A 24908-nucleotide genomic window follows, 5' to 3' on the forward strand; every position below is an offset into this window, starting at 1 on the left:
CCGTGAACATCGCCGCCGTGCCCAGCACCGAAAGCGTGCGCATGAATCGAGGCGCGGCCCGCAAGATGCCCCGGCCGATCGCACGGGACAGCGCCCGGGGCCGCGCGCTGAGCCAAAGACCAAAGTCGTCGGCCTTGACGATCGCTGCCACCAGGCCGTAGACCCCAACGGTCATCAGCACGGCGATGCCCACGAGCACCGCGACGCGTTGCCCGAGCGGCGCCTCGGCCACCGTGCTGAGCGCAATGACGATGATTTCGGCCGACAACACGAAGTCGGTGCGCACGGCACCGGCGATTTTGTCCGCCTCGAGTGGCGTGGGGTCTGTGGAGGCGGGCGCCGGGCGAGCGGCAGGCACCTCGCTGGATGCCTCATGCGGCAACCAGCGAGAGAGCAGTTTCTCCGCGCCCTCGAAGCACAAATACGTGCCGCCCAGCATGAGCAGCGGTGTCACCGCCCAAGGCGCGAAGGCGCTGATGCCAAGCGCAGCCGGGACCAGGATGGCCTTGTTCTTCAAGGAGCCCTTGGCGACGGCCCAGACGACGGGAAGCTCGCGATCCGGGTCGACGCCGTGCACCTGCTGCGCATTGAGCGCCAGGTCATCACCGAGGACGCCCGAGGTCTTGGCCGCCGCCGTCTTGGTCATGACCGAGACATCGTCGAGCAGCGTCGCGATGTCGTCGAGAAGCGCGAGCAGGCTGGCAGCGGCCACGGTTGACTCGATCGCTTACCCGACCCAGCGCCGGGCGTTGCGCCAGATGCGCATCCAGGGACTGGCCGCGGCGGGGTCGAGCGGGGTCCAGCTCATCTGGATGTTGCGGAACACCCGCTCCGGGTGCGGCATCATGGCCGTGAAGCGACCATCGGCCGTGGTGACGGCGGTGAGACCGCCGGGGCTGCCGTTGGGGTTGTACGGATACACCTCGGTGGGCTGGCCGTGGGGGTCGACGAAGCGCATCGCGCCGATCACGCGGCCCGCGTCACCGCGGTGGCGGAAGTTGGCGTAGCCCTCGCCGTGCGCGACCGCGATCGGCAGGCGGCTGCCGGCCATGCCGGCGAAGAACAGGCTGGGCGAGTCGAGCACTTCGACGAGGGAAAAGCGGGCTTCGAAGCGTTCGCTTTGGTTGGTCGTGAAGCGCGGCCAGTGTTCGGCGCCGGGGATGATGTCGGCGAGTTCGGCGAACATCTGGCAGCCGTTGCACACGCCGAGCCCAAAGGTATCCGGTCGGGCGAAAAACTGCTGAAATTGCTCCGACAGCCCGCGGTTGAAGGTGATCGAGCGCGCCCAGCCGATGCCCGCGCCCAGCGTGTCGCCGTAGGAAAACCCACCGCAGGCGACGATGCCCTGGTAGTCGGCAAGCCGCGCGCGCCCAGCCAGCAGGTCGGTCATGTGCACGTCGTCGGCATCGAAACCGGCCTCGGTGAAGGCATAGGCCATCTCCACATGCGAGTTCACCCCCTGCTCGCGCAGGATGGCCACGCGCGGCCGCGCGAGGTTCAGGTAGGGTGCGGCCACGTCCTCCGCGGGGTCAAAGCTCAGAGCGACGTGCAGGCCGGGATCGTCCGCACGGCCGGCCGCCGCGTGTTCGGCATCGGCACACTCGGGGTTGTCGCGCTCGCGGCAGATCTTCCAACTCACCTCGTCCCAGCGTTGCTGCAGCTCGGCCAGCGGCGCGCTGAAAATTTCGCGCGCGTCGCGCCACACCGACAGCGAACCCTTGCCGAACGCGATCGGCGAGGCTTCGGGCCGGGTCTTGCCGATGGGGTGGCTGCAGGCACCCAGGCCGTGCGCGCGCAGCGTCTGCAACACGGCGTCCCGCTGCGCGGTGCGCACCTGCAACACCACCCCGAGTTCCTCGTTGAAGAGGGCCTTGAGGGTTTGCTCTTCCCGCCGCGCGCTGACCTGGGCCGCCCAATTCTTGGCGTCACCCACATCGGCGCGGCTGTCGCTGATCCCGTCGCCCTCGGTGACGAGCAGGTCCACGTTGAGCGCCACGCCCACATGGCCGGCGAAGGCCATTTCGGCAACGGCCGCGAACAGCCCCCCGTCGCTGCGGTCGTGGTAGGCGAGGATGGCGCCACGGGCGCGCAATTCGTTGACCGCGTCGACCAGCCGCCGCAGATCGGCCGCTTCGTCGAGGTCGGGCACGGGGCCGCCGGCCTGGTCCAGCACCTGGGCGAGAATGCTGCCACCCATGCGCATGCGGCCACGGCCCAGGTCGACCAGGATGAGCGTGCTGTCCTCGCACGCTGCGTCGAGCTGCGGGGTGAGCGTGCCGCGTACGTCGTCGAGCGTGGCAAACGCGCTCACGATCAGGCTCACCGGCGAGACGACCTTGCGGGCCTCGCCCTCGTGCGTCCATTGCGTGCGCATCGACAAACTGTCTTTGCCGACCGGGATCGACACCCCGAGCGCCGGGCACAGCTCGAGGCCGACCGCCTTGACCGTGTCGTAGAGCGCCGCGTCCTCGCCGGGCTCACCGCACGCGGCCATCCAGTTGGCCGAGAGCTTGACGCGATTGAGCTCGATCGGCGCAGCCAGCAGGTTGGTGATGGCCTCGGCCACCGCCATGCGGCCAGAAGCCGGCGCATCGGTCGCGGCCAGCGGCGTGCGCTCGCCCATGCTCATCGCCTCGCCCGCAAAGCCCGCGTAATCGGCCAGCGTCACCGCGCAGTCGGCCACCGGCACTTGCCAAGGGCCGACCATCTGGTCGCGGTGCGTGAGTCCACCCACGGTGCGGTCGCCGATGGTGATGAGAAAGCGTTTGGACGCCACCGTCGGGTGCCCGAGCACCTCGTGCACGGCCTGCGACAGCGTGACGCCGGTGAGGTCGAGCACGCCGGCCTCGCGCGACACGCGCTGCACGTCGCGCGTCATGCGCGGGGGTTTGCCGAGCAACACATCCATCGGCATGTCGACCACCGCCGTCGCGCCGTCTTCGACGACGAGCGTGCGCGCCTCGGTGGCACGGCCGACGACGGCAAACGGGCAACGCTCCCGCGCACAGATGGCCGCAAAAGCGTCGAGCGACTCGGGGGCGATGGCCAGCACATAGCGCTCCTGGCTTTCGTTGCACCAGATCTCGCGCGGCGACAGCCCCGACTCTTCGAGCGGTATGGCGCGTAGGTCGAAGCGCGCACCGCGACCGGCATCGTTCGTCAGTTCGGGGAAAGCGTTGGAGAGCCCACCCGCACCCACGTCGTGAATGGCCAGAATCGGGTTGGCCTCACCCTGGGCCCAACAGGCGTTGATGACTTCCTGCGCGCGGCGCTCGATCTCGGGGTTGCCGCGCTGCACCGAGTCGAAGTCCAGTTCGGCGGCGTTCGCGCCGGTGGCCATCGAGCTCGCCGCCCCGCCGCCCATGCCGATGCGCATGCCCGGCCCACCCAGTTGCACCAGCAGCGTGCCGGCCGGGAACGCCACCTTGTGGGTGAGCCGCGCGTCGATCTGGCCCAGGCCGCCCGCAATCATGATGGGTTTGTGGTAGCCGCGCTGCACACCGGCCACCTGCTGCTCGTATTCGCGGAAGTAGCCCGCGAGATTGGGCCGACCAAACTCGTTGTTGAATGCCGCCCCGCCGAGCGGCCCTTCGATCATGATCTGCAAGGGGCTGGCGATGTGCGCGGGCTTGCCCCCCGGCGCATCGGCAAGCCCACCCCAGAGCTTGCCCACGGTGAAGCCCGTCAAACCCGCTTTTGGCTCGGAACCGCGACCCGTGGCGCCCTCGTCGCGGATTTCCCCACCCGCGCCGGTGGCCGCACCAGGAAAAGGCGAGATCGCCGTGGGGTGGTTGTGTGTCTCCACCTTCATCAGCACATGCTGCAGCAGAGTCTCTTTTTGATAGCAAGGAACGACCGAATCACGCTGGGATTCTTGGGTTTTTGCCACAAAAACCTCGGTCGGACGGCCTTCGATGACCGAAGCGTTGTCGGAATACGCCACGACCGTGTGCTGCGGCGCCATGCGGTGCGTGTGGCGGATCATCGCGAATAGGCTCTGTTCCTGCGGCGTGCCGTCGATGATGAACTGGGCGTTGAAAATCTTGTGCCGGCAATGTTCGCTGTTGGCCTGCGCGAACATCATCAGTTCGACATCCGTCGGGTTGCGACCCAGCCGCGTGAACGCGTCGACCAGGTAGTCGATCTCGTCCTCGGCCAGCGCCAGGCCCCAGGCTTGGTTGGCCCGCACCAAGGCATCGCGGCCACCGCCGAGCACATCGACATGCTCGAGCGGTGCTGGCGGCAGCTCGGCAAAGAGGGCGCGGACGGCCTCCCGGTCGGGCAAGACCGATTCGGTCATGCGGTCATGCAGCACGGCCGCCAGCCGCTCGCGCGTGCCCGCATCGACGCTCGCCCGGCCCAGCAGCGGCGACTTGAGCGTCAGATGGAACTCCGTCACGCGCTCGATGCGGTGCACGGCCAGCCCACAGTTGCGGGCAATGTCGGTCGCTTTCGAGGCCCAGGGGGAAATCGTTCCGACGCGCGGCGCCACGATGAGCCGCAGCGCATCGCCGGCGGTCTGGCCCTCGAACGGTTCCCCGTACCGCAGCAAGGCGGCCAGCCGATCCTGCAGCGCCGCATCGGGCGGGGCATCGGTCGCGACCACATGCACGAAGCGGGCCGCCAAGCCCTGCACCCGCGGGTCGATGGCCTGCAGCCGCGGCAACAGTTGGCGGATACGGAAAGGACTGAGCGCATTCGCGCCATCGAATAGGGTCAGATTGGGAGCTGTCACGCGCGGGGCCCGGGTTGGAGCGGGGAAAAGGGGGTGGCGGAGTGGACTTCGGGCGCTTGCGCCTGGCGACGCGGTTACAGGCCCGAAAAGCGCCTGATTTTAAAGGGGGCTGAACGATGCCCAAGCCGCCCCAAGGGGGTGAATGGGATAATTGGGCCATGAGCATTCACCTACACACCGAGGAAGAAATCCAAGGCATGCGCGTGGTCGGGCAACTCACCGGCCGCCTGCTCGACTACCTCACCCCCTTCGTCCAGCCGGGCATCACCACCAACGAGCTCGACCGCCTGGCCGAAACCTACACCACTGAGGTGCTCGGAGCGATCTCCGCGCCGCTGAACTATCAGCCGCCGGGCCACGCGCCCTACCCCAAGTCGATCTGCACCTCGATCAACCACCAGGTCTGCCACGGCATTCCCAATGACAAGCCGCTCAAAAAAGGCGACATCCTCAACATCGACGTCACCCTCATCAAGGACGGCTGGCACGGCGATTCGAGCCGCATGTTCATCGTCGGCGACGCATCGATCGCGGCCAAACGCCTCTGCGCGCTGACCTATGAAGCCCTGTGGCTGGGCATCGAGCAGGTGCGGCCCGGGGCGCATCTGGGCGACATCGGTCACGCCATCCAGAGCTTCGCCGAGCGCCACGGCCTGAGCGTGGTGCGTGAGTTCTGCGGCCACGGCATCGGTCGCAAATTCCATGACGAGCCGCAGGTGCTGCATTACGGCCGGCCCGGCACGCTCGAGCGGCTCGAGGCCGGCATGATCTTCACCATCGAGCCCATGCTCAACGCCGGCCGGCGCGACATCAAGGAACTGGGCGATGGCTGGACCATCGTCACCAAGGACCGGTCGCTGTCGGCGCAATGGGAGCACACGATTTTGGTCACGCCCACCGGCTACGAGGTGCTCACGCAGTCCGAGGGCGCGCCGCCGCCACCCGCGTTCGTGCGGGGCTTCGCCGCCTCGACTGCGTAAGAGGCTGAACGCTCAAGCCGCGGCCCATGTCGAGCGAGCCCTGCCCCGCCCCCCTCGAAGCAGCCCCCTTGAGCCGGCGCGAGTGCTTCCTGCGCGACAAGGCGGCCCTCTTCGCCCCGCATGAGCGCGGCCGTTCGACCCGGGGCTTGCGGCAAACGCTGCGTCGCGCGGCGGCTCTCGTCGACGATCTGCTACGCGCCCTCTGGACCGACGCCGCCATCCCGACCGGTGCCGCGCTCGCGGCCGTCGGCGGCTATGGCCGCGGGGAGCTCTACCCCCACTCGGACGTCGACGTCCTGATCCTGCTGCCAGAGGTCGACGCGCCCGATCCCCAGGCCGAGGCCGTCCTCAAAACAGCGATCGAACGCTTCATCGGCCTGTGCTGGGACAGCGGCCTGGAAATTGGCGCCTCGGTCCGCAGCATCGACGAATGCGTGAGTGAGGCGGCGCGGGACATCACCATCCAAACCGCGATGCTCGAAGCGCGGCTCATCTTGGGTGACCCCGCACTGTACGCCCGCTTTCAGGCGCGCTTTGCCTCCGCGCTCGACCCCCAGGCGTTTTTCGTCGCCAAGACGCTCGAGATGCGTCAGCGGCACCAGAAGTTTGAGAACACCCCCTACGCGCTCGAGCCCAACTGCAAAGAATCACCGGGCGGGCTGCGTGACCTGCAAGTGATCCTCTGGGTGGCGAAGGCGGCGGGGCTCGGACAGAGCTGGAGCGACCTGGAACGCCGAGGGCTCGCCACCGCCCTCGAGGTTCGTCAGCTCAAACGCAACGAGGCGCTGCTCGCCTTGATCCGCGTGCGGCTCCACCTGGCCGCGCGTCGCCGGGAAGACCGGCTCATTTTCGACCTGCAAACCGCGCTTGCCGAGTCCTTCGGCGAGGTCGATCGGTATGCCAAGAACGGCCGCCTGCAGCAGCGCGCCAGCGAGGCGCTGATGCGCCGGTACTACTGGGCCGCGAAAGCCGTCACCCAGCTCAACCAAATCCTCATACTCAACATCGAGGAGCGGCTGAGCACCGCCGCGGCTGGCACCCCGCAGGCTTTGCGCCGGATCAACGACCGCTTTTGGGACAAGGCTGGGATGATCGAAGTCGCCGACGACGATCTCTATCGACGCGAGCCCCACGCCATCCTGGAAACCTTCCTCATCTACCAAACCACGGTCGGTGTCAAAGGGCTCTCCGCGCGCACCCTGCGCGCGCTCTACAACGCGCGGCGGCTGATGGACGCGCGATTCCGTCGAGATCCGGCCAACCGCGCAACCTTCCGCCAAATCCTGCAGCAGCCGCAGGGTATCACCCACGCAATGCGCCTGATGAACCAGACCTCGGTGCTCGGGCGCTACCTATGGGCCTTCCGTCGCACCGTGGGTCAAATGCAGCACGACCTGTTCCATGTGTACACGGTCGACCAGCATATCCTCATGGTTTTGCGCAACGTCCGCCGCTTCTTCATCGCGGAGCACGCGCACGAGTACCCCCATTGCTCGCAGCTCGCAGCCAGTTGGGAACAGCCCTGGATCCTCTATCTGGCCGCGCTGTTTCACGACATCGGCAAAGGCCGCGGCGGCGACCACTCCGAGATCGGCGCGCGTGAGGTCCGCCGGTTTTGCCGCGCGCACCAAATCGAAGGCGAGGCGGCCGATCTGGCGGAATTTCTCGTGCGCGAGCATCTGCTGATGAGCCACGTCGCCCAGAAGCAGGACCTCGGCGACCCGGCCGTCATCGAAGCCTTTGTGCGCCGCGTGGGAACCGAGCGGCGACTGACCGGCCTCTATCTGCTGACGGTTGCCGACATCCGCGGCACCAGCCCCAAGGTCTGGAACGCCTGGAAGGGCAAGCTGCTCGAAGACCTCTACCGCGCCAGCCTACGTGCGCTCGGCGGCGCACGCACCGATGCGGCAGCCGCCGTCGCCGAACGCAAACGCGAGGCCCAGGTGCTGCTGGCCCTGCACGCCCAACCGCACTCGGCCCATCAAGCCTTGTGGGACACGCTCGACCTCGGCTACTTCATGCGGCATGACGCCAATGAACTCGCTTGGCATGCGCGCCAGATCAGCCGCCACCGGGCCCTGCACGCACAAAAGCAGCCCGATGCCCCCTTGCCGCCGCTGGTGCGCGCCCGTCATTCACCACTGGGTGAAGGTCTGCAGGTGCTCGTCTATTGCCGCGATCAAGCCGACCTGTTCGCGCGCCTCTGCGCCTATTTCGATCGCGCCAACTTCAACGTGCTCGACGCCAAAGTCCACACCACCAGCGACGGCTACGCGCTCGACACCTTCCAGGTCGTCACCGACCTGCAGCCGGAACACTATCGCGAGTGGATCACGATGATCGAAAAAGGCCTCAGCGATGCGATCGGTACCGACGATCCCCTTCCTCCGCCGCGCCGCGGCCGCCCCTCGCGCCGCGTGCGCAGCTTCCCGGTCACACCACGCATCGACCTGCGCCCGGATGAGAAAGGGCAACGCTGGCTGCTCTTCGTCTCCACCAGCGACCGGCCCGGCCTGCTCTATGCGATCGCGCGCGTCCTCGCCCAGCACCGGGTAAGCATCCAGCTCGCAAAGATCAGCACCCTGGGTGAGCGTGTCGAAGACACCTTCGTGGTCGAGGGGGACGAGCTGCAACACGCCCGCCGCCAACTCGAAATCGAAACCGAATTGCTGCAAGCCATCGCGCCGCAGTGAGCGTCCCGCGCGATGGGTTCAGCCCTGCCACGGGCTCAGGTCGTCGCGTCGTCGAGCACCTCGAACGGCACATGCGCCGCGGGCTTGGGCAGCCGCCGAATCTGCAGCAACCCACCGAAAACCGCGGCACCGACCGACAAGGCCAGGGCTGCCGCGCCGGCAAAGGCCAACGACGCCCGCAGCCCGACATGCTCGCCGATCCACCCGCCGAGCAAAGCCCCGGGCCCGGCAGGCAGCAGGATGAGCCAGCGCATCGTGCTCGTCATGCGCCCCAACAAAGGCTCGGGCGTCACCGCTTGCCGCATCCCAATGAAGTTAATGAAGATCAGCACCGCCCCGAGGCCGAACAAGGCCAGGTTGAGCGCAAACGCGGCGACGCCCCACCGCCCGACGGGCGCGAGCGCGAGCAAGCCCCAGCCCATGCCCGTGAGCGCAAAGCCCCCGAGCAGCGACGGACCGGGCCCGAAACGGCGGCTCAAACGGTCGCCCAACAGACTCGCGGTCACAGTGCCGACACCCAGCGCCACGTAGCTCGTGCCGACCGCACTCTCGCTCATGCCGAGCTGTCGCGTCGCGATCAGAATCTGGACCACCATGGCCGACTGGTGGGCAATCTGCCACAGCCCAACGGCCAAGGCGAGGCTGCGCAGCAGCGGCTCGCGGGCGACGAAGCGCAAGCCTTCGCGCAAGTCCTGCCAGAACCCGCCCGGCTTGCAGGCCGCGGGCGTCTCCTGCACCGGGGTTGAGCGCAAGACGAGCGCCGAGAGCAGCAGCATCGCCGCATCGGCCAACAAGGCCAGCGGGGCCCCAAGCAGCCGGATCAGGACGCCTGCAACGCCAGGCCCGGCCACCTCTGCGCTCGAACTGGCCAAGGAATTGCGCGCATGGGCCTCGACCAGCCGCTCGCGAGGCACCACCTGCGTGAGCACGATTTGCGCTGCCGAGCCCGCGACCGTGTGCACCATGCCGCCGACGAAGCCAACGGCATACAGCCAACCCATGCTCAAGGCGCCCATGGCCCAAGCCAGGGGCACCGACCCCACCGCCAGCGCGAGCAATGCCTCGCCAGCGATGTAGAGCGGCAGCTTGCGGACCCGATCGAGCCAAACGCCCACCGGCAAAGAAAACAACACGAACGGCAGCAACTCGACCGTGGTGAGCCACCCCATCTGCGTCGGCGTGGCATGCAGCAGCACGGCCGCGGTCAGCGGAATGGCGAGCATCGTCACCTGCGCGCCAAACGAGCTGATCAAAACCGACAACCACAGCCGCCGGTAAACGGCATCGCGCAAGAGGTCACCCGTGGGCAACAAGCGCCACGGCCAGCGCTCTCTCACGGCGGACCCGACCAAGGGCGACATCAGTCATCCTCGCCGGGATCGAGATTGGGAAACAGCACTTCGGTGTAGCCAAAGCGCCTGAAATCACGCACCCGCATCGGGTAGAGCACCCCGTCGAGGTGGTCGCATTCATGCTGAACGACGCGGGCGTGAAAGCCCTCGGCAACCCGCTCGATGACGCGGCCCAGCGGGTCGTATCCGCGGTAGCGGATGCGCCGCCAGCGCGGCACCACGCCGCGCAAGCCGGGGACGGAGAGGCAGCCTTCCCAACCCTCTTCCTCCTCGGGTCCCAAGGGCTCGATGGTGGGGTTGCACAAAATGGTCTTGGGAACCACGGGAGCGTCCGGGTAGCGCGGATTCGGCGCGTCCGAACCAAAGATCACCACCCGTTGGTCGACCCCGATCTGCGGCGCGGCCAAGCCGGCTCCATGCGCGGCCACCATGGTGTCGTGCAGGTCGCGGATCAGCGCATGCAGCTCCGGCGTATCGAAGGCTTCGACGCGCTGCGCGACCCGTAGCAGCCGCGGGTCGCCCATTTTCAAAATCTCACGCACTGGCATGGGGATCGCGTCCTTCCAGCAAGGCGAAGAAGCCCGCCTCGTCCAGCACCGGCACGCCCAATTCGCGCGCCTTTTCGAGCTTACTGCCCGCCTCTGCACCCGCAATCACATAGTCGGTTTTGCGGCTCACCGAGGAGCTGACCTTGGCACCGGCCGCCTCAAGGCGCTCTTTCGCATCCTCGCGCGTCAGCGTCGGCAGGGTGCCCGTGAGGACGACCGTCTTGCCGGCCAAGGGCAACTTCTGCGCACTCGGCGCAGCAGGCCCTTCGGGCCAATGCACGCCGAGCGCGCGCAAATCCGCGATGACCTCCTGGTTGTGCGGCTGGTCGAAAAAGAGGCGGATGCTGCGCGCCACCACCGGGCCGACATCCGGAACCGCGGCCAATTCGGCCTCGGTCGCATGCATCAAGACATCGAGCGACCCGAAATGCCGCGTCAGCGCCTTGGCGGTAGCCTCCCCCACATGGCGAATGCCCAGGCCAAAGATGAAGCGGGGCAAAGTCGTTGCCTTGGACCGAGCAATGGCCTCGAGCAGATTGCGCGCGGACTTCTCACCCATGCGCTCCAGGGCCGCCAAAGTCGGCAGGTCGAGGCGATAGAGATCGGCAACGGTACGCACCAAGCCCTGATCGACGAGCTGGTCGACGATTTTTTCGCCCAAACCCTCGATGTCGAGCGCCCGCCGCTGCGCGAAATGCAAAATCGCCTGCTTGCGCTGCGCCGGGCAGAACAGCCCCCCGGTGCAGCGGTAATCAGCCTCGCCTTCTTCGCGCACGACGGCGCTGCCGCAAACGGGGCATTGCTTGGGCATCGAAAACGGCGGCGGGTTGCCTTTGCGACGCTCGAATACGACCGCAACCACCTCGGGAATCACATCGCCCGCCCGGCGCACCACCACCGTATCCCCGACGCGTACATCCTTGCGCCGCACCTCGTCCTCGTTGTGCAGGGTGGCGTTCGTGACGGTCACCCCGCCCACAAAGACGGGCTCCAGTCTGGCCACCGGCGTGAGCTTGCCGGTGCGTCCCACCTGCACCTCGATGGCCAGCACGGTCGTGAGCTCTTCTTGCGGCGGGTACTTGTGCGCGACGGCCCAACGCGGCTCGCGGGCGACGAAGCCGAGCTGTTGCTGCAACGCGAACGAATCGACTTTATAGACCACGCCGTCGATGTCGTAGGGCAGGTCCGGGCGCAGGCGAGCCATCTCATCGTGATAGGCAATCAGCGCCTCGGCCCCGCGACAGGGCCGCACATGCTCGCTGACCGGGAAGCCCCAGGCCTTGAGCGCTTGCAGCAATTCCCACTGACTGCGGATCTCGGGCCCGCCTTCCTCGGGCGAACTGAGCTCCCCCAAGGCGTAGGCAAAAAAACTCAAAGGCCGCTGCGCCGTAACCTTGGGGTCGAGCTGACGCAAGGACCCGGCTGCCGCATTGCGCGGATTCATGAAGACTTTCTCGCCGCGCTCGCGCTGTCGCCGGTTGAGTTCCTCGAATGCGTCGCGGCGCATATAGACCTCACCGCGGACCTCACACACCGGCGCGGTCACGCCTTGGAGCCGCAGCGGAATCTGGCGTATGGTGCGTACGTTGGCCGTGACGTCTTCGCCGGTTTCGCCATCACCGCGCGTCGCCCCAAGAACGAGGATGCCGCGCTCGTACCGCAAGCTGACCGCCAGTCCGTCGAACTTCGGCTCGCCCACATAGTCGAGCGGCGGATCGTCAGGGCCAAGGCCGAGTTCTTTGCGCACCCGGGCATCAAAGGCGCGCGCGCCCGCCGCCGTGGCGTCGGTTTCGGTCCGAATACTCAGCATCGGCACCCGGTGCCGAACCGGCGCAAAACCGCTCGCAATCGGCCCGCCAACCCGCTGGGTCGGCGAATCGGGCGTGCGCAGCTCGGGATACTTCGCCTCGATCGCCTCGAGCTCTTGAAACAGCCGGTCGTACTCCGCGTCCGAAATGACCGGGTCGTCCAGCGTGTAGTAGCGCCAGTTGTGATCGTTGATCTGCGCGCGCAGTTCCTGCGCGCGCGCGGCCGCCTCGGCCAACGGCGATGCCTGCATCATGTGAACAGCCGCCGAGCCTGAGGGGAGCCGGCACCGAGGTCGCGCGCCTCGAGCGCGTCGTACAACTGCTCGAGATCTTGTGCGATCGCGTCGAGCGCCTGCTGCGGAATCGGGTCGCCGTTGTCGTCGGTGAGCACCGCGTCGAAGACCTCGGTCAAGGCCACCGCGATCTCCCGCATCCGGGCATAGGGTTGCAGCGCGCGATCCACCTGTGGTACGTCGAGACTCAGAACCACCTGGCGCACCGCACTCAGATGGGGGTCATCCGACAAGGCCGCCTGCGGATCAAAGGCCAGCGTCAAGGTGGGCGGTAGACCAGGCTGGGGCGCAGGCAGGACCAGGCGGCCAGGAACGGCTCCGGCGACGAAGCCAAAACGCGCAGCATGCTGCTGAATGAAGCCCGGACTCCAAGCCGCGCTGCGCGCGCGCAGCGTAAACCCGAGCTGAGCGTCGTGCGCACTCGCAAAGCGATCCAGTTCCCGGGCGCGACCGACCTCCTCGAGCATCTCAGGCAAGCTCAGGGCACCGCCCACGGCATCGGCGAACTGTTGCGCCTTGGCCGCAAATTCCGAGAACTCGATTTCGTTGAGCGCCCCCGCCCGGTTGGCCAACTGCACCCCCGCCTGAAACGCGCTGTATCGGCGCTCGGGTCGGGGGAGTTCCCAGAGACCCGCCTCGACATCGAGCCCCTCGATCGCGAACGGCTTGCTCCCAGCCCGCCGCGTGCTGGGCAAGGCCGCGATGGCCGCCGCGCCGCTGACCGGCGCATCGAGCTCGATGGTCGCGATCGAGTCGATCAAAGGGTCGAGCTGGACGCGGCGCACGCTCTCGCCTGTGGGCGTCGGCGCGACCGCGCTCAAATCGTCGAGCGTGGGCTCGACCCGGGCATCCGGCACCACCCCGTCCTCGGGCGCGGCCGGTGTCTGATCCATCATGGGCTGGCGCGGCGTGCGCCGCCGTGCCTGCCAAGCGCCGTGCGCCACGATCCCCGCGAGGACCAGCGCCCCGGCGATGGCCAACCCCAGCTGAAGCGAACTCATGACTCTTCCATTCTTTCCAAGATGGGCTCAGAGGCTGAGAGGGAATTGGGCGTGCCCGAAGGGGCACCCCAAAACGCGCCCGAGTAGGCGCAAAGCACAGCCGTAGCTCGGGCTACGGCGCGCATTTGCAACGCCCTCTGGCGTGTTTTGGGGCGTCAAAGCGGGCATGACCAATTCTCTCTCAGCCTCTCAGGCAGCGGCCAAAGTCGCTGCCTCCGACATATCGACCGCCACGATGCGCGAAACCCCCTGCTCCTGCATGGTGACCCCGATCAGCTGCTCGGCCATCTCCATCGCGATCTTGTTGTGGCTGATGAACAGGAACTGGGTGTCCCGGCTCATGCGGCGCACCAGCTTTGCATAGCGCTCCGTGTTGGCGTCATCCAGCGGCGCATCCACCTCGTCCAGCAGACAGAAAGGCGCCGGATTGAGCTGGAAGATCGCAAACACGAGCGCGATGGCGGTCAGCGCCTTTTCCCCGCCCGACAGCAGGTGGATGGTCTGATTCTTCTTGCCCGGTGGCTGCGCCATCACCTGCACGCCCGCATCGAGGATTTCCTCGCCTGTCATCACCAAACGGGCCTGCCCGCCGCCAAACAGCTCGGGGAACATGCGGCCAAAATGTTCGTTCACGGCTTCGAAGGTCTGTGCCAACAACGCGCGGGTTTCGGTGTCGATTTTGCGGATCGCATCTTCGAGCGTTTGCATCGCATCACCCAGGTCGGCCGATTGACTGTCGAGGAAGGCTTTGCGCTCGCGCGCCGCCCCCAACTCGTCCAGAGCCGCGAGGTTGACCGCGCCCAAAGCCGCGATTTCCCGCCCCAGCCGGTCGATCTCGCCCTGCAGCCCGGCCAGACGCACCGACTCGTTTTGGATCGACTGCGCCAGGGCTTCCAAATCGGCGCCGGCTTCCGTGAGGTATTGCTCATACTGCGCCTCACCGAGCTGCGCCGCCTGTTCCTTGAGCTGCAGCTCCGTGATGCGAGTGCGCAGGGGTTCGAGCGCATGCTCGAGCTTGAGCCTGCGCTCATCGGCCGCGCGCAGCCGCTGCGTGAGGTCGTCATAGGCACTGCGCGCGGCCGCCAGCGCCGCCTCCCGTTCGAGCTTGAGGTCGAGCGCCTGCTGCAGCGAGCGCTCGGCCGCTTCCCCGTGAAACTGCACACGCTCAGCCTCCAGACGCGCGGCCTCTTCGGCAAGCGCCTGGATCTGCATCTGCGCCGTCTCGATGATCCGGCTGAGCTCGGCTTGGCGAGCGGCCACGCTGCGTTGGGCAAAGACCGCCTCCTGAACCTGCCGCTCGATCCCCCGCAGCTGCTCGCGGGCTGCCTGAAGCGCACGCTCGGCCTCGGTCCCCCGGTCTTGCAGCAGGATCAGCCGCTCCTGCGCCTCGCCGAGCTGCATGTCGAGGCTCTCGAAGCGAGCTTCTGCTGCGGCTTGCCGTTCGAGAATTTCTTCGATGGCGGCATCGACCTCAGCGAGATCGTCCTCGAGCGAGCGGGCCTTCGCGCGGCTCTGCTCGAGCTGCTGCGTCAGCTGCATCCACCGAAGCTCAGCAGCATGGGCCGCATCACGCGCGGCTCGGGCGTCCTGCCGGGCCCGATCGAGCTCCTGCTGTGCGCCGCGCCAGGCGGCGTCGGCCCGCCCGTAGGCAGAGCGCGCCTCCTCGGCGAGCAAGCCCTGCGCCCGAACCGCCCGCTCCAGGTTCTCGATTTCATGCGCCCGGGCCAACAGGCCCGCTTGCTCATGATCCGGCGCGTAAAAAATCACGCCGGCCGAATCGACGCCGTGCCCATCGCGCGTGTACACACAGCCGCCGGGCGGCAGCTGCGCGCGCAAGTCCAGCGCTTCGCGCAGCGTGTCGGCGCGCCAGCAGCCCCGCAGCCAGCGATGCATGACCGAGCGCAGCGCCGCGTCCGGCAGGCGCAGCGCGTCGATGAGCGCCCTGCCCGCGCCAGCGGCGGACTCGACCTCGGCCCCCATCTGCGCGCTGTAGAAAGCCAGCCGCACCGGTGGCGGATCGTTCTCGAAGGCGCGAACCCGCTCGAGCTCAGACACCTCGAGCGCACCCATGCGCTCACGCAGCGCCGACTCGACCGCAGTCTCCCAACCCGGCTCGACATTGAGGCGCGTCCACAACGCTGGCAAACTCTGGAGCCCTTGCTTCTCGAGCCAAGGCTGAAGCTGACCGTCGACCTTGAGCTTGTCCTGGAGCGACTTGAGGGCCTGCAGTCGCGCCGCGGATTCGGTTTGGCGCTCGGCCTCGAGCTGGGCATTCTTCTGCGCGAGGGCGCGCTGCTCGTCGAGTTCAGGTAATTGCGCTTGCAGGGCAGCAAGGCGCTGCTCTGCCTCGGTCGAGCAGGCGCGGGCGCGAGCGACCTCCAGTTCGAGTTGCTGCACGGCCTGGGGGTCGGGGTTGCCCATCGAGCGCCGTTCGCTCTCGAGACGTTCGCGCCGCGACTGCAACTGGCGCAGTTGCTCCCCCAGGCTGCGTTGCTCGGCCGCAAGCACCTGAATCTGTTGCTGGATCAGAGCCACCGCAGCCCGCTGTTCCTCGACTCGACCCAGTGCCTGACGCCACGCGTCTTCGAGTTCGGGCAGGGACCGTTCGGACTCCTGGACCTGCTCCTGCAAAACCGCTGCTCGGTCCTCGGCGATGGCGGATTGTTCGGCCAGGCCCTCGAGCTCGGCGCTCGCATCTTCGGCCCGCTGGGCCCATTGTCGGCGTTGCTCCTCGATTTGCTGCAAACGCTCGGCCGCGCGCTGACGCGACTGCGTGACGAAGCGGATTTCGGCTTCGAGCCGCCCCACCTCGGCCGTCACTTCATACAGCCGCCCTTGCGCTTGATTCACCTGGTCGCCGGCGGCGTAGTGCGCCTGCCGGATCTGCTCCAGATCGGCCTCGACCCGCCGCAACTCGCTCACTTGGCCTTCGAGTTCGAGCGTGAAACGCCCCACATCCGCGGCCAGCCGGGCCCGCTCGGCGGCGCTCTCCTGCCGCTTGAGGTACCAGAGCTGCTGCTGGCGCTTAGTGACCTCCGACTGTAGGGCGTGATAGCGCTGCGCCACCTCGGCTTGCCGCTCGAGCCGCTCGAGATTGGCGTTGAGCTCGCGCAAAATGTCCTGCACCCGGGTGAGGTTCTCCCGCGTGTCGGCGAGCCGGTTTTCGGTTTCCCGGCGTCGTTCCTTGTATTTCGACACGCCTGCCGCTTCTTCGAGGAACAGGCGCAGCTCCTCAGGCTTGGACTCGAGGATGCGGTTGATGGTCCCCTGACCGATGATGGCGTAGGCCCTGGGCCCGAGACCGGTGCCAAGAAACACATCCTGCACGTCCCGACGGCGGACGCTTTGGCCATTGATGAAATAGCTGCTGGTTCCGTCCCGGGTCAGTACCCGCTTGACGGAAATTTCGCTGTACGCATTCCACTGGCCACCCGCGCGCCGATCGCTGTTGTCGAACACGAGTTCGACGCTGGCACGCCCAGCGGGTTTGCGCGATGTCGACCCGTTGAAAATGACGTCCTGCATCGACTCGCCCCGCAGTTCGGACGCCCGGGACTCGCCCAGCACCCATCGCACCGCGTCGATGATGTTGGACTTTCCGCAACCGTTGGGGCCAACGACGCCCACGAGCTGACCCGGCAGCTCGAACTGCGTGGGCTCCGCGAAGGATTTGAAGCCTGAAAGTCGGATGGTCGTGAGTCGCACGGGTATCGGGAAGGCGGCCCGATCTCAACGCAGACCGGGCCCTGATGGACGATAAAGCAGTGGATCCCTGTGGCAACGCTGGATCAGCTGCCATCATGGCGCGCGAGCGGCTGCGGGATGGCATGCGCCGCGCGAGGCACTGGTTCAGCGTGACCCTAGGGAAAGGCGGATGATAGCGTGGGGCGGTTGCGGCTTTGCAACCGATAATCAGCCCTCCATGGACACCCCGCTCAACCCCCGTCTCACCCGCCTGCAACCCTACCCCTTCGAGCGGCTGCGCCGCCTGTTTGCCGACGTGACGCCGCCCGCGGACCTGCGCCCGATCAGCCTGGGCATCGGCGAGCCGCAGCATGCCACGCCCGCCTTCATTCAGGACGCGCTCGTGGCGGCCACGCGCGCACAGCCCAGCGGCCTGGCCGCCTACCCGGCGACGGCAGGCACGCCCGCGTTGCGCGCGGCGTTCACCGCCTGGCTACAGCGCCGTTATGGCCTGACGCTCGACCCCGCCACACAAGTGCTGCCGGTCAACGGCTCGCGCGAAGCGCTGTTCGCGTTCGCGCAAACCGTGATCGACCCGAACGACCGTGACGCCGTCGTCGTCTGCCCCAATCCCTTCTATCAAATCTACGAAGGCGCAGCGCTGCTGGCCGGTGCCACGCCGCATTACGCGCCGAGCGACCCAGCACGCAACTTCGCCGTGGCCTGGGACTCCGTGCCCGAGGCCGTTTGGGAACGCACGCGGCTGCTCTACGTGTGTTCGCCCGGCAACCCGACCGGTGCGGTGATGCCGATGGACGAATGGGCGCGGCTGTTCGAGCTCTCGGATCGGCACGGCTTCGTCATCGCCTCCGACGAGTGCTACAGCGAAATCTATTTCCGCGACGAGCCGCCGCTCGGCGGTCTGGAGGCGGCGCTGCGCCTGGGCCGCAGCGATTTCCGCCGCCTCGTGGCCTTCACCAGCCTGTCCAAGCGCAGCAACGTGCCGGGCCTGCGCAGCGGCTTCGTCGCCGGAGACGCGCGACTGATCGCGCCGTTCACCCTCTACCGCACGTACCACGGCAGCGCCATGAGCCCGGTGGTGCAGGCTGCGAGCATCGCGGCCTGGGGCGACGAAGCCCACGTGGTCGAGAACCGGCGCCTGTACCGCGAGAAATTTGCGGCCGTGACGCCCTTGCTAGAAGGCCTGCTCGACGTGCGGCTGCCCGACGCCGGCTTTTACCTGTGGGCGGGGGTCGGCGGGCTGTTTGGCGGCAGCGACACCGCCTTCGCCCGAGAACTGCTGGCTCAATACAATGTGACCGTGCTGCCGGGCAGCTACCTCGCACGCGAGGTGGACGGCCACAACCCCGGTGCGGGGCGTGTGCGCATGGCCCTCGTCGCCGACACCGCCGAATGCATCGAGGCGGCCGAGCGCATCGCCGCCTCCGTGCGGACCCATACGCCTAAGGCCTGAGCGCCCAGGTTTTCTTCCCTGTTCAAATCCCACCCGACGACTGACACATGAGCCAACAACTGCAATCCATCATCGACAACGCCTGGGAACAACGCGCGGAGCTCTCGCCGGCTTCGGCCCCAAAGGAGGTGGTCGACGCCGTCCATCACGTCATCGACGAGCTCAACACCGGCAAGCTGCGGGTGGCCACGCGCGAGGGCGTGGGCCGCTGGACGACGCACCAGTGGATCAAGAAGGCGGTGCTGCTGTCGTTCCGCCTCAACGACAACACGGTGATGAAGAGCGGCGACCTCACCTTCTACGACAAGGTGCCGACCAAGTTTGCGGGCATGAGCGAAGCCGAATTGAAAGCCACCGGCGTGCGTGTGGTGCCGCCGGCCGTGGCACGGCGCGGCAGCTACATCGCCCGCGGCGCCATCCTGATGCCGAGCTACGTGAACATCGGCGCCTACGTCGATGAAGGCACCATGGTCGACACCTGGGCCACCGTGGGTTCGTGCGCGCAGATCGGCAAGAACGTGCACCTCTCGGGCGGCGTGGGCATCGGCGGCGTGCTCGAGCCCCTGCAGGCGGGCCCCACCATCATCGAGGACAACTGTTTCATCGGCGCGCGCTCCGAAATCGTCGAAGGTGTCGTCGTCGAGGAAAACTCGGTGATCTCCATGGGCGTCTACATCGGCCAGAGTACCAAGATTTATGACCGCACCACGGGCGAGGTGCACTACGGCCGCGTGCCCGCGGGCTCGGTGGTGGTCTCGGGCAATCTGCCCAGCGCCGACGGCAAATACAGCCTTTATTGCGCTGTGATCGTGAAGCGAGTGGACGCGCAAACCCGCGCCAAGACCAGCCTCAACGACCTGCTGCGCGACTGAAACGCCGCGCTGCCCCCGCCAGCCCACGTCCCCAGACCGAGCCCTTTGGAGCCACCATGAGCCAACCCGCTGCTCAGATCAGCATGATGGAGCGCATCCTGCGTTTGATGGCCGAGCGTAAGGCCTCGGATGTGTACCTCTCGGCCAACGCGCCGGCCATGATCCGCATCGACGGGCAGTGCATCGCGATGAATGCGCAAAAGCTGCCGCCGGAGGCACCTCTGAACCTGCTGTCGGAAATCGTCGCTCCGAACCGGATCGAGGAACTGAAGGAAACGGGGGAGCTCAACCTTGCGATCACGATCGAAGGCGTTGGAAACTTCCGCATCAGCGCGCTGCGGCAGCGCGGCCATTACGCCGCGACGATCCGCTACCTCACGGCGGAAATTCCGCGTCTCGAAACGCTGAACCTGCCGCCGATCCTGGGCGAACTGGTGATGGAGCGCCGCGGGTTGATTTTGATCGTCGGGGCCACGGGCGCCGGGAAAAGCACGACGCTTGCCAGCATGCTCGACCAGCGCAACGAGCGGGAGCCCGGCCACATTCTCACCATCGAGGACCCGATCGAGTTCGTCTTCACGAACAAGCGATCCATCGTCAACCAACGCGAAGTCGGAAGCGATACCGCCTCGCTCGCCGTCGGTCTGAAGAACGCACTGCGGCAGATGCCCGACGTCATCATGATCGGCGAAATTCGCGACCGGGAGACAATGTCTGCGGCCTTGGCGTATGCGCAGTCGGGCCACCTCTGCCTGTCGACGCTGCATGCGAGCAACAGCTACCAGGCGCTCAACCGCATTCTGAGCTTCTATCCGGCCGAGGTTCGGCCAGCCATGTTGGGGGACCTGGCGACCGCACTCAAGGCCATCGTCTCGCAACGATTGCTACGCACGGTCCACAACACCCGCATTCCGGCGGTCGAAGTGCTGCTCAACGCGCGGCTGATCTCGGAGCACATCGAAAAGGGGGACTTCGCTGGCGTCAAGGAAGCCATGACGAATTCGCTCGCCGAAGGCTCCCAGACCTTCGAAGACGATATCGCCCGGCTCATCCGCTCGGGTCTGGTCGATCGCAAGGAAGGTCTGCTGCATGCCGACTCCGTCACCAACCTGATGTGGCGGCTGCAGAACGACTTCACCAAGAAGGGTCCGGCGCTCGCGGCCGATCCGGCGCCGGATGACCGCCCGGTCTTTACCGAAATCGTGCTCGACGCCCCCGCCCCGGCCCGCGGGCGCAGCTGAACCCCTCTCACCATGCTCTCGACACCCTCCTCCCCGCCGCCGAGCGCGGCTTGCGCCTCGCCCACGCTGCGTTTGGCCGAACAGCTGATTTCCCGAGCTTCGGTCACGCCGAGGGATGAAGGTTGCCTGGATCTGATCGCCGAGCGCCTTCGCGCCGTCGGCTTCGAATGCGAGCGGCTTGACCGCGGTCCGGAGCAGGCGCGCGTCGCCAACCTGTGGGCGAAGCGACCGGGCGCAGCTGGTGCTGGCGCCGGCCCTAGCTTGGTCTTCGCAGGACACACGGACGTGGTCCCGACCGGGCCGGTCGAGCAGTGGGACAGCCCGCCATTCGTGCCCACGATCCGCGATGGACGGCTGTACGGGCGGGGGGCGAGCGACATGAAGACCTCGCTTGCGGCGATGGTGGTTGCCGTCGAATCCTTCCTGCACGCCCATCCGCAAACGTCTTTGTCGATCGCCTTCCTGCTGACGAGTGACGAGGAGGGCCCGGCCGTCGATGGCACGGTGGCCGTCTGCGAGGTGCTGCGCGCGCGCGGCGAACGGCTCGACTGGTGCATCGTCGGGGAGCCGACCTCGGTCGAACGAACCGGCGACATGATCAAGAACGGGCGACGGGGCTCGTTGTCGGGGCGCTTGACCGTCAAGGGCATCCAAGGACACATTGCCTATCCGCAATTGGCGCGCAACCCGATTCACGAGTTGGCACCAGCGCTTGCCGAGCTCGCCGCGACACGATGGGACGAGGGCAATGCCTATTTCCCACCGACGAGTTGGCAGGTCAGCAACATCCACGGTGGCACCGGCGCCAGCAATGTGATTCCGGGCAGCGTGGTGGTCGACTTCAACTTTCGCTTTTCCACCGCGTCGACGCCGGATGCCTTGCGCAACCGATTCGAGGCCATCCTCGCGCGCCACAAGCTCGATTACGAAATTCAGTGGACGCTCGGCGGTCTGCCGTTTCTCACGCAGCCAGGCGCTTTGCTCGACGTCGTGCGCCAAGCGGTGCACGAGACCTGCGGCATCGAGCCCGAGTGCTCGACCACGGGGGGGACGAGTGACGGACGTTTCATTGCACAGATTTGCCCCGAAGTGATCGAACTGGGGCCGCCCAATGCGACCATACACCAAATCAATGAGTCGGTCGCGCTGCGCGATGTCGAGCCACTCGAGGCCATTTACCGTCGCGTGCTCGAACTTTTGAGTGAGCGTGCCGCATGAAGCCCGCGCTCGATGCAACGACCGTGTTGGAGCTGATCGAACAGGCCGAGCAGGCACTGATCGAGGCCGAGGTTTCCTTCGGCCACGGAACGACCAATGCCTTCGACGAAGCCGCGTGGCTGGTGCTCTGGCGACTGGGCTACGCGCTGGACCGGCCGCTCGAAGGCCCCGAGGGCATCGGTGCCGATCCGGTCGATGCGGCAGCGCGCGAGGCGGTCCTAGCCTTGCTGCGCGAGCGCATCGAGCGACGCGTTCCGGCGGCGTACTTGACCCGAGAGGCTTGGCTGCAAGGCGTACCGTTCTATGTCGATGAGCGCTCGATCGTCCCGCGCAGCTTGATCGCCGAGCTCATCAGTGGTGGCGCGCTCGAGCCTTGGCTGCGGGAGGACACGCGCTCCGTCCTCGATCTCTGCACCGGCAACGGCAGTCTGGCGGTCCTCGCCGCCCTCGCCTACCCCGAGGTTCAGGTGGTCGCCGCAGACATTTCGAGCGAAGCGCTCGAGGTCGCGCGGATCAACGTGGCCCGGCATCGGCTGCATGAGCGCATCCAGGTCGTGGCGTCGGACGGCTTTTCGGCGGTCCCGGGCATTTTCGACCTGATCGTATGCAACCCGCCTTACGTCAATGAGCAAAGCATGGCCCAGCTTCCCGCCGAATACCGAGCCGAGCCGACGCTCGCGCTCGCCGGCGGGCCCGATGGGATGCGCTTTGTGCGTCAGCTGCTGCGTGAGGCGCCGCTGCACCTCGCCGAGTACGGGGTCCTGGTGCTCGAGGTCGGACACGAACGCGCGAACTTCGAGGCGGCCTTCCCGGGGCTGGAAGTGGTTTGGCTCGAAACCAGTGCCGGCGACGACCAGGTGCTGCTGACGACGCGCGAAGCGATCGAGCACGCCGTCCTCAACGGCCTGAACCTCAGCGCTGCGCCTACGCCATGATCCAGCTGCGGGACATCGTGCTGCGGCGCGGCGGCAAGACCGTCCTCGACCGCGCGAGCATGACGATCCACCCCGGCGAGCGGGTGGGCCTGGTCGGGCGCAATGGCGCGGGGAAGTCGTCGCTGTTTCGGCTCCTGGACGGCACCCTGCACGAAGACGCCGGCGACTGGAGCATGCCTGCGGGCTGGCAAGTCGCCCAAGTCGCTCAGGAAATGCCAGAAACCGACGAGACGGCGACCGCCTTCGTGCTTGGCGGCGACACGCGGCTGGCTGCGCTGCAGCGCGAACTCGAGGAGGCACAACGTGCGCTCGACGTTGCCGCCGACGACGAGTCATTGGCACTCGAGGTCGGACGGCTTCATGGCGCCCTTGCGGACGCGGGCGCGCACGACGCCACCGCGCGTGCGCAGACGCTGATCCTCGGCCTAGGCTTTGCGCCCGACGCGCTCGAGCGCCCGGTCCGCTCGTTTTCCGGCGGCTGGCGGATGCGCCTGCAACTGGCTCGGGCTTTGATGTGCCCGAGCGACCTGTTGCTGCTCGACGAGCCGACCAACCACCTCGACCTCGACGCACTGGTCTGGCTCGAGTCCTGGCTGCAACGCTACGGCGGCACGCTGATCGTCATCAGCCATGACCGCGCGTTTTTGGACGCGGTCACTTCGGTGACAGTCCATTTGAGCCAGGGCAAACTCACGCGCTATGGCGGCAACTACAGCGCTTTTGAAGAGCTCCGGGCCCAACAGCTGCGACTGGCGCAAGGCGCTTATGAGAAGCAACAGGCGCGCATTGCCCACCTGCAAAAATTCATCGACCGCTTCAAGGCCAAGGCGACCAAGGCCAAGCAAGCGCAGAGCCGGGTCAAAGCGCTCGAGCGCATGGAGCGCGTTGCACCGGTGCTGTCCGAGGCCGAATTCGAGTTCGAATTCCGCGACCCGCCGAGCCTGCCCAATCCGATGATCGTCCTCGAAGACGTGGAATGTGGCTACCCACGCGAAGGGCAAGCTCCGCTGCCGATCGTGCGCCGCATTCGCCGCTCCCTGCTGCCGGGGCAACGCATCGGCGTGCTTGGCGCGAACGGCCAAGGCAAGTCGACCTTCATCAAAACCCTGGCGGGGGCGCTCGAACCGCTGTCGGGCCAGTTGCGGCTCGGCAAAGGGCTACGAATCGGCTACTTTGCCCAGCAGGAGCTCGACGTGCTGCGGCCTGAGGAGACGCCGCTGCAACACATGGTGCGCCTGAGCGCTCTCAACGCCCCGCCGGGAGCGCCGAGCGCCCGCGAGCAGGAACTGCGCAACTTCCTCGGCAGCTTTCACTTTTCGGGCGACATGGTCGCCCAGCCCGTGGGTTCGATGAGCGGCGGGGAAAAGGCGCGCCTCGTGCTCGCCATGCTCGTCTGGCAGCGGCCCAACCTGCTGCTGCTCGACGAGCCCACCAACCATCTCGACCTCGCGACACGCGAGGCTTTGGCCATGGCCCTCAACACCTTCGAGGGCAGCGTGCTGCTCGTCAGCCATGACCGCGCCCTGCTCGACTCGGTCTGCGACGACTACTGGCTCGTGGCCGACGGCGAGCTGCGCCCTTTCGACGGCGACCTCGAGGACTACCAGCGGTTTTTGCTCGAACAGGCCCGACGTCGTCGCGCCGCAGCGCGCATCGAAGCTGAGGCCAACCGCGTCCCGTCGAGCAACCCAAACGCTCCTAAAATAATAGCTACTGACGACCGATTCACGCTGGCATCCGACCAAAATTCCTCCAAAACGCTATCGAACCCGCCGCCTCAGCAGCGGCAACAGCGGCGTGAGTCGGCACAGGCACGCCTAGCCCTGGCCGAGCGCCTGCGCCCCTTGCGCCGACAGCTCGAAGCCTGCGAGCGCCGAATGGCTGAGCTCGAAGCCGAAAAAACGTCGTTGGAGCAGTCCCTCATGGCGCCGGCCGCGGTCGAAGTTCTGGTGGCCGCCGGTAAGCGCCTCAAAATCGTCCAGCAAGAACTCGAGGCGCTCGAAGAACAATGGCTCGAACTCTCCGAGACGATCGAGCGCATCAGCATGAGCCAGCCGCAGCCCCAGATGTGACC

15 protein-coding genes are annotated in these 24908 nt (G+C 66.9%); 8 read left to right on the plus strand and 7 right to left on the minus strand.

What is annotated here, in order from left to right; genetic code table 11:
• Positions 1 to 712: DUF808 domain-containing protein (locus JHC36_RS03045; protein ID WP_287915679.1), on the minus strand; the 712-nt coding region annotated here is incomplete at its 3' end.
• A gap of 15 nt (positions 713 to 727) precedes the next feature.
• Entirely contained in the window at positions 728 to 4735 is a 4008-nt protein-coding gene (purL, locus tag JHC36_RS03050; RefSeq protein WP_287915681.1) for a phosphoribosylformylglycinamidine synthase, read from the minus strand.
• Between the two features lie 158 nt (positions 4736 to 4893).
• Between purL and map the strand changes: the two genes are divergently transcribed.
• Both map and JHC36_RS03060 read left to right on the plus strand, forming a co-directional pair.
• A complete protein-coding gene (map, locus tag JHC36_RS03055; RefSeq protein ID WP_287915684.1) occupies positions 4894 to 5715 on the plus strand; it encodes a type I methionyl aminopeptidase in 822 nt (273 codons plus the stop codon).
• A gap of 26 nt (positions 5716 to 5741) precedes the next feature.
• The gene (locus JHC36_RS03060; protein ID WP_287915686.1) at positions 5742 to 8408 is read left to right on the plus strand and encodes a [protein-PII] uridylyltransferase; all 2667 of its coding nucleotides are present in this window, start codon (positions 5742 to 5744) and stop codon (positions 8406 to 8408) included.
• Positions 8409 to 8443: 35 nt separating this feature from the next.
• On the opposite strand, the gene JHC36_RS03065 is transcribed toward JHC36_RS03060, so the two are convergent.
• From JHC36_RS03065 to smc, 5 genes are all read right to left on the minus strand, one after another.
• Positions 8444 to 9769, minus strand: coding sequence for an MFS transporter (locus JHC36_RS03065; protein WP_287915689.1), 1326 nt, complete (start codon positions 9767 to 9769; stop codon positions 8444 to 8446).
• A complete protein-coding gene (gene def / locus JHC36_RS03070; RefSeq protein ID WP_287915692.1) occupies positions 9769 to 10308 on the minus strand; it encodes a peptide deformylase in 540 nt (179 codons plus the stop codon). Before def ends, JHC36_RS03065 begins: the two co-directional genes overlap by 1 nt.
• Positions 10295 to 12370, minus strand: a complete 2076-nt coding sequence (ligA, locus tag JHC36_RS03075) for an NAD-dependent DNA ligase LigA (RefSeq protein ID WP_287915694.1) — start codon at positions 12368 to 12370, stop codon at positions 10295 to 10297. Before ligA ends, def begins: the two co-directional genes overlap by 14 nt.
• Complete coding sequence (locus JHC36_RS03080) at positions 12367 to 13410, minus strand: cell division protein ZipA C-terminal FtsZ-binding domain-containing protein (RefSeq protein WP_287915696.1); 1044 nt, start codon at positions 13408 to 13410, stop codon at positions 12367 to 12369. Before JHC36_RS03080 ends, ligA begins: the two co-directional genes overlap by 4 nt.
• A 189-nt stretch (positions 13411 to 13599) precedes the next feature.
• On the minus strand, positions 13600 to 17115 hold the full coding sequence (gene smc, locus JHC36_RS03085; RefSeq protein WP_287915699.1) for a chromosome segregation protein SMC: 3516 nt from the start codon (positions 17113 to 17115) through the stop codon (positions 13600 to 13602).
• A gap of 217 nt (positions 17116 to 17332) precedes the next feature.
• Here smc and dapC point away from each other — a divergent pair, with 217 nt between their 5' ends.
• The 6 genes from dapC (at position 17333) to JHC36_RS03115 (ending at position 24906) form a co-directional block, all read left to right on the plus strand.
• Positions 17333 to 18568: a succinyldiaminopimelate transaminase gene (gene dapC, locus JHC36_RS03090; RefSeq protein ID WP_287915702.1), complete on the plus strand. Its 1236-nt coding sequence runs from the start codon at positions 17333 to 17335 to the stop codon at positions 18566 to 18568.
• A 47-nt stretch (positions 18569 to 18615) separates the two neighbouring features.
• A complete protein-coding gene (dapD, locus tag JHC36_RS03095) occupies positions 18616 to 19440 on the plus strand; it encodes a 2,3,4,5-tetrahydropyridine-2,6-dicarboxylate N-succinyltransferase (protein ID WP_287915705.1) in 825 nt (274 codons plus the stop codon).
• A 77-nt stretch (positions 19441 to 19517) separates the two neighbouring features.
• Entirely contained in the window at positions 19518 to 20681 is a 1164-nt protein-coding gene (locus JHC36_RS03100; protein WP_287915792.1) for a PilT/PilU family type 4a pilus ATPase, read from the plus strand.
• Between the two features lie 12 nt (positions 20682 to 20693).
• Positions 20694 to 21899, plus strand: a complete 1206-nt coding sequence (gene dapE, locus JHC36_RS03105; RefSeq protein ID WP_287915707.1) for a succinyl-diaminopimelate desuccinylase — start codon at positions 20694 to 20696, stop codon at positions 21897 to 21899.
• The gene (prmB, locus tag JHC36_RS03110) at positions 21896 to 22834 is read left to right on the plus strand and encodes a 50S ribosomal protein L3 N(5)-glutamine methyltransferase (RefSeq protein WP_287915710.1); all 939 of its coding nucleotides are present in this window, start codon (positions 21896 to 21898) and stop codon (positions 22832 to 22834) included. Before dapE ends, prmB begins: the two co-directional genes overlap by 4 nt.
• Positions 22831 to 24906 carry an ABC-F family ATP-binding cassette domain-containing protein gene (locus JHC36_RS03115; protein WP_287915713.1) on the plus strand — a complete coding sequence of 692 codons (2076 nt, stop codon included), beginning with the start codon at positions 22831 to 22833 and terminating at the stop codon, positions 24904 to 24906. The genes prmB and JHC36_RS03115 overlap by 4 nt, the downstream gene beginning before the upstream one ends.
• Positions 24907 to 24908 lie beyond the last annotated feature (2 nt).

The sequence above is a fragment of the Tibeticola sp. genome, from assembly GCF_022759015.1.
Lineage (GTDB): Bacteria > Pseudomonadota > Gammaproteobacteria > Burkholderiales > Burkholderiaceae_C > Tibeticola > Tibeticola sediminis.

What these genes read in the sequence shown, in the direction of transcription:
- map (WP_287915684.1), top strand. Translation starts at nt 4,894, where the DNA reads ATGAGCATTCACCTACACACCGAGGAAGAAATCCAAGGCATGCGCGTG.
- JHC36_RS03060 (WP_287915686.1), top strand. Translation starts at nt 5,742, where the DNA reads ATGTCGAGCGAGCCCTGCCCCGCCCCCCTCGAAGCAGCCCCCTTGAGC.
- JHC36_RS03065 (WP_287915689.1), bottom strand. Translation starts at nt 9,769, where the DNA reads ATGTCGCCCTTGGTCGGGTCCGCCGTGAGAGAGCGCTGGCCGTGGCGC.
- def (WP_287915692.1), bottom strand. Translation starts at nt 10,308, where the DNA reads ATGCCAGTGCGTGAGATTTTGAAAATGGGCGACCCGCGGCTGCTACGG.
- ligA (WP_287915694.1), bottom strand. Translation starts at nt 12,370, where the DNA reads ATGATGCAGGCATCGCCGTTGGCCGAGGCGGCCGCGCGCGCGCAGGAA.
- JHC36_RS03080 (WP_287915696.1), bottom strand. Translation starts at nt 13,410, where the DNA reads ATGAGTTCGCTTCAGCTGGGGTTGGCCATCGCCGGGGCGCTGGTCCTC.
- dapC (WP_287915702.1), top strand. Translation starts at nt 17,333, where the DNA reads ATGGACACCCCGCTCAACCCCCGTCTCACCCGCCTGCAACCCTACCCC.
- dapD (WP_287915705.1), top strand. Translation starts at nt 18,616, where the DNA reads ATGAGCCAACAACTGCAATCCATCATCGACAACGCCTGGGAACAACGC.
- dapE (WP_287915707.1), top strand. Translation starts at nt 20,694, where the DNA reads ATGCTCTCGACACCCTCCTCCCCGCCGCCGAGCGCGGCTTGCGCCTCG.
- prmB (WP_287915710.1), top strand. Translation starts at nt 21,896, where the DNA reads ATGAAGCCCGCGCTCGATGCAACGACCGTGTTGGAGCTGATCGAACAG.
- JHC36_RS03115 (WP_287915713.1), top strand. Translation starts at nt 22,831, where the DNA reads ATGATCCAGCTGCGGGACATCGTGCTGCGGCGCGGCGGCAAGACCGTC.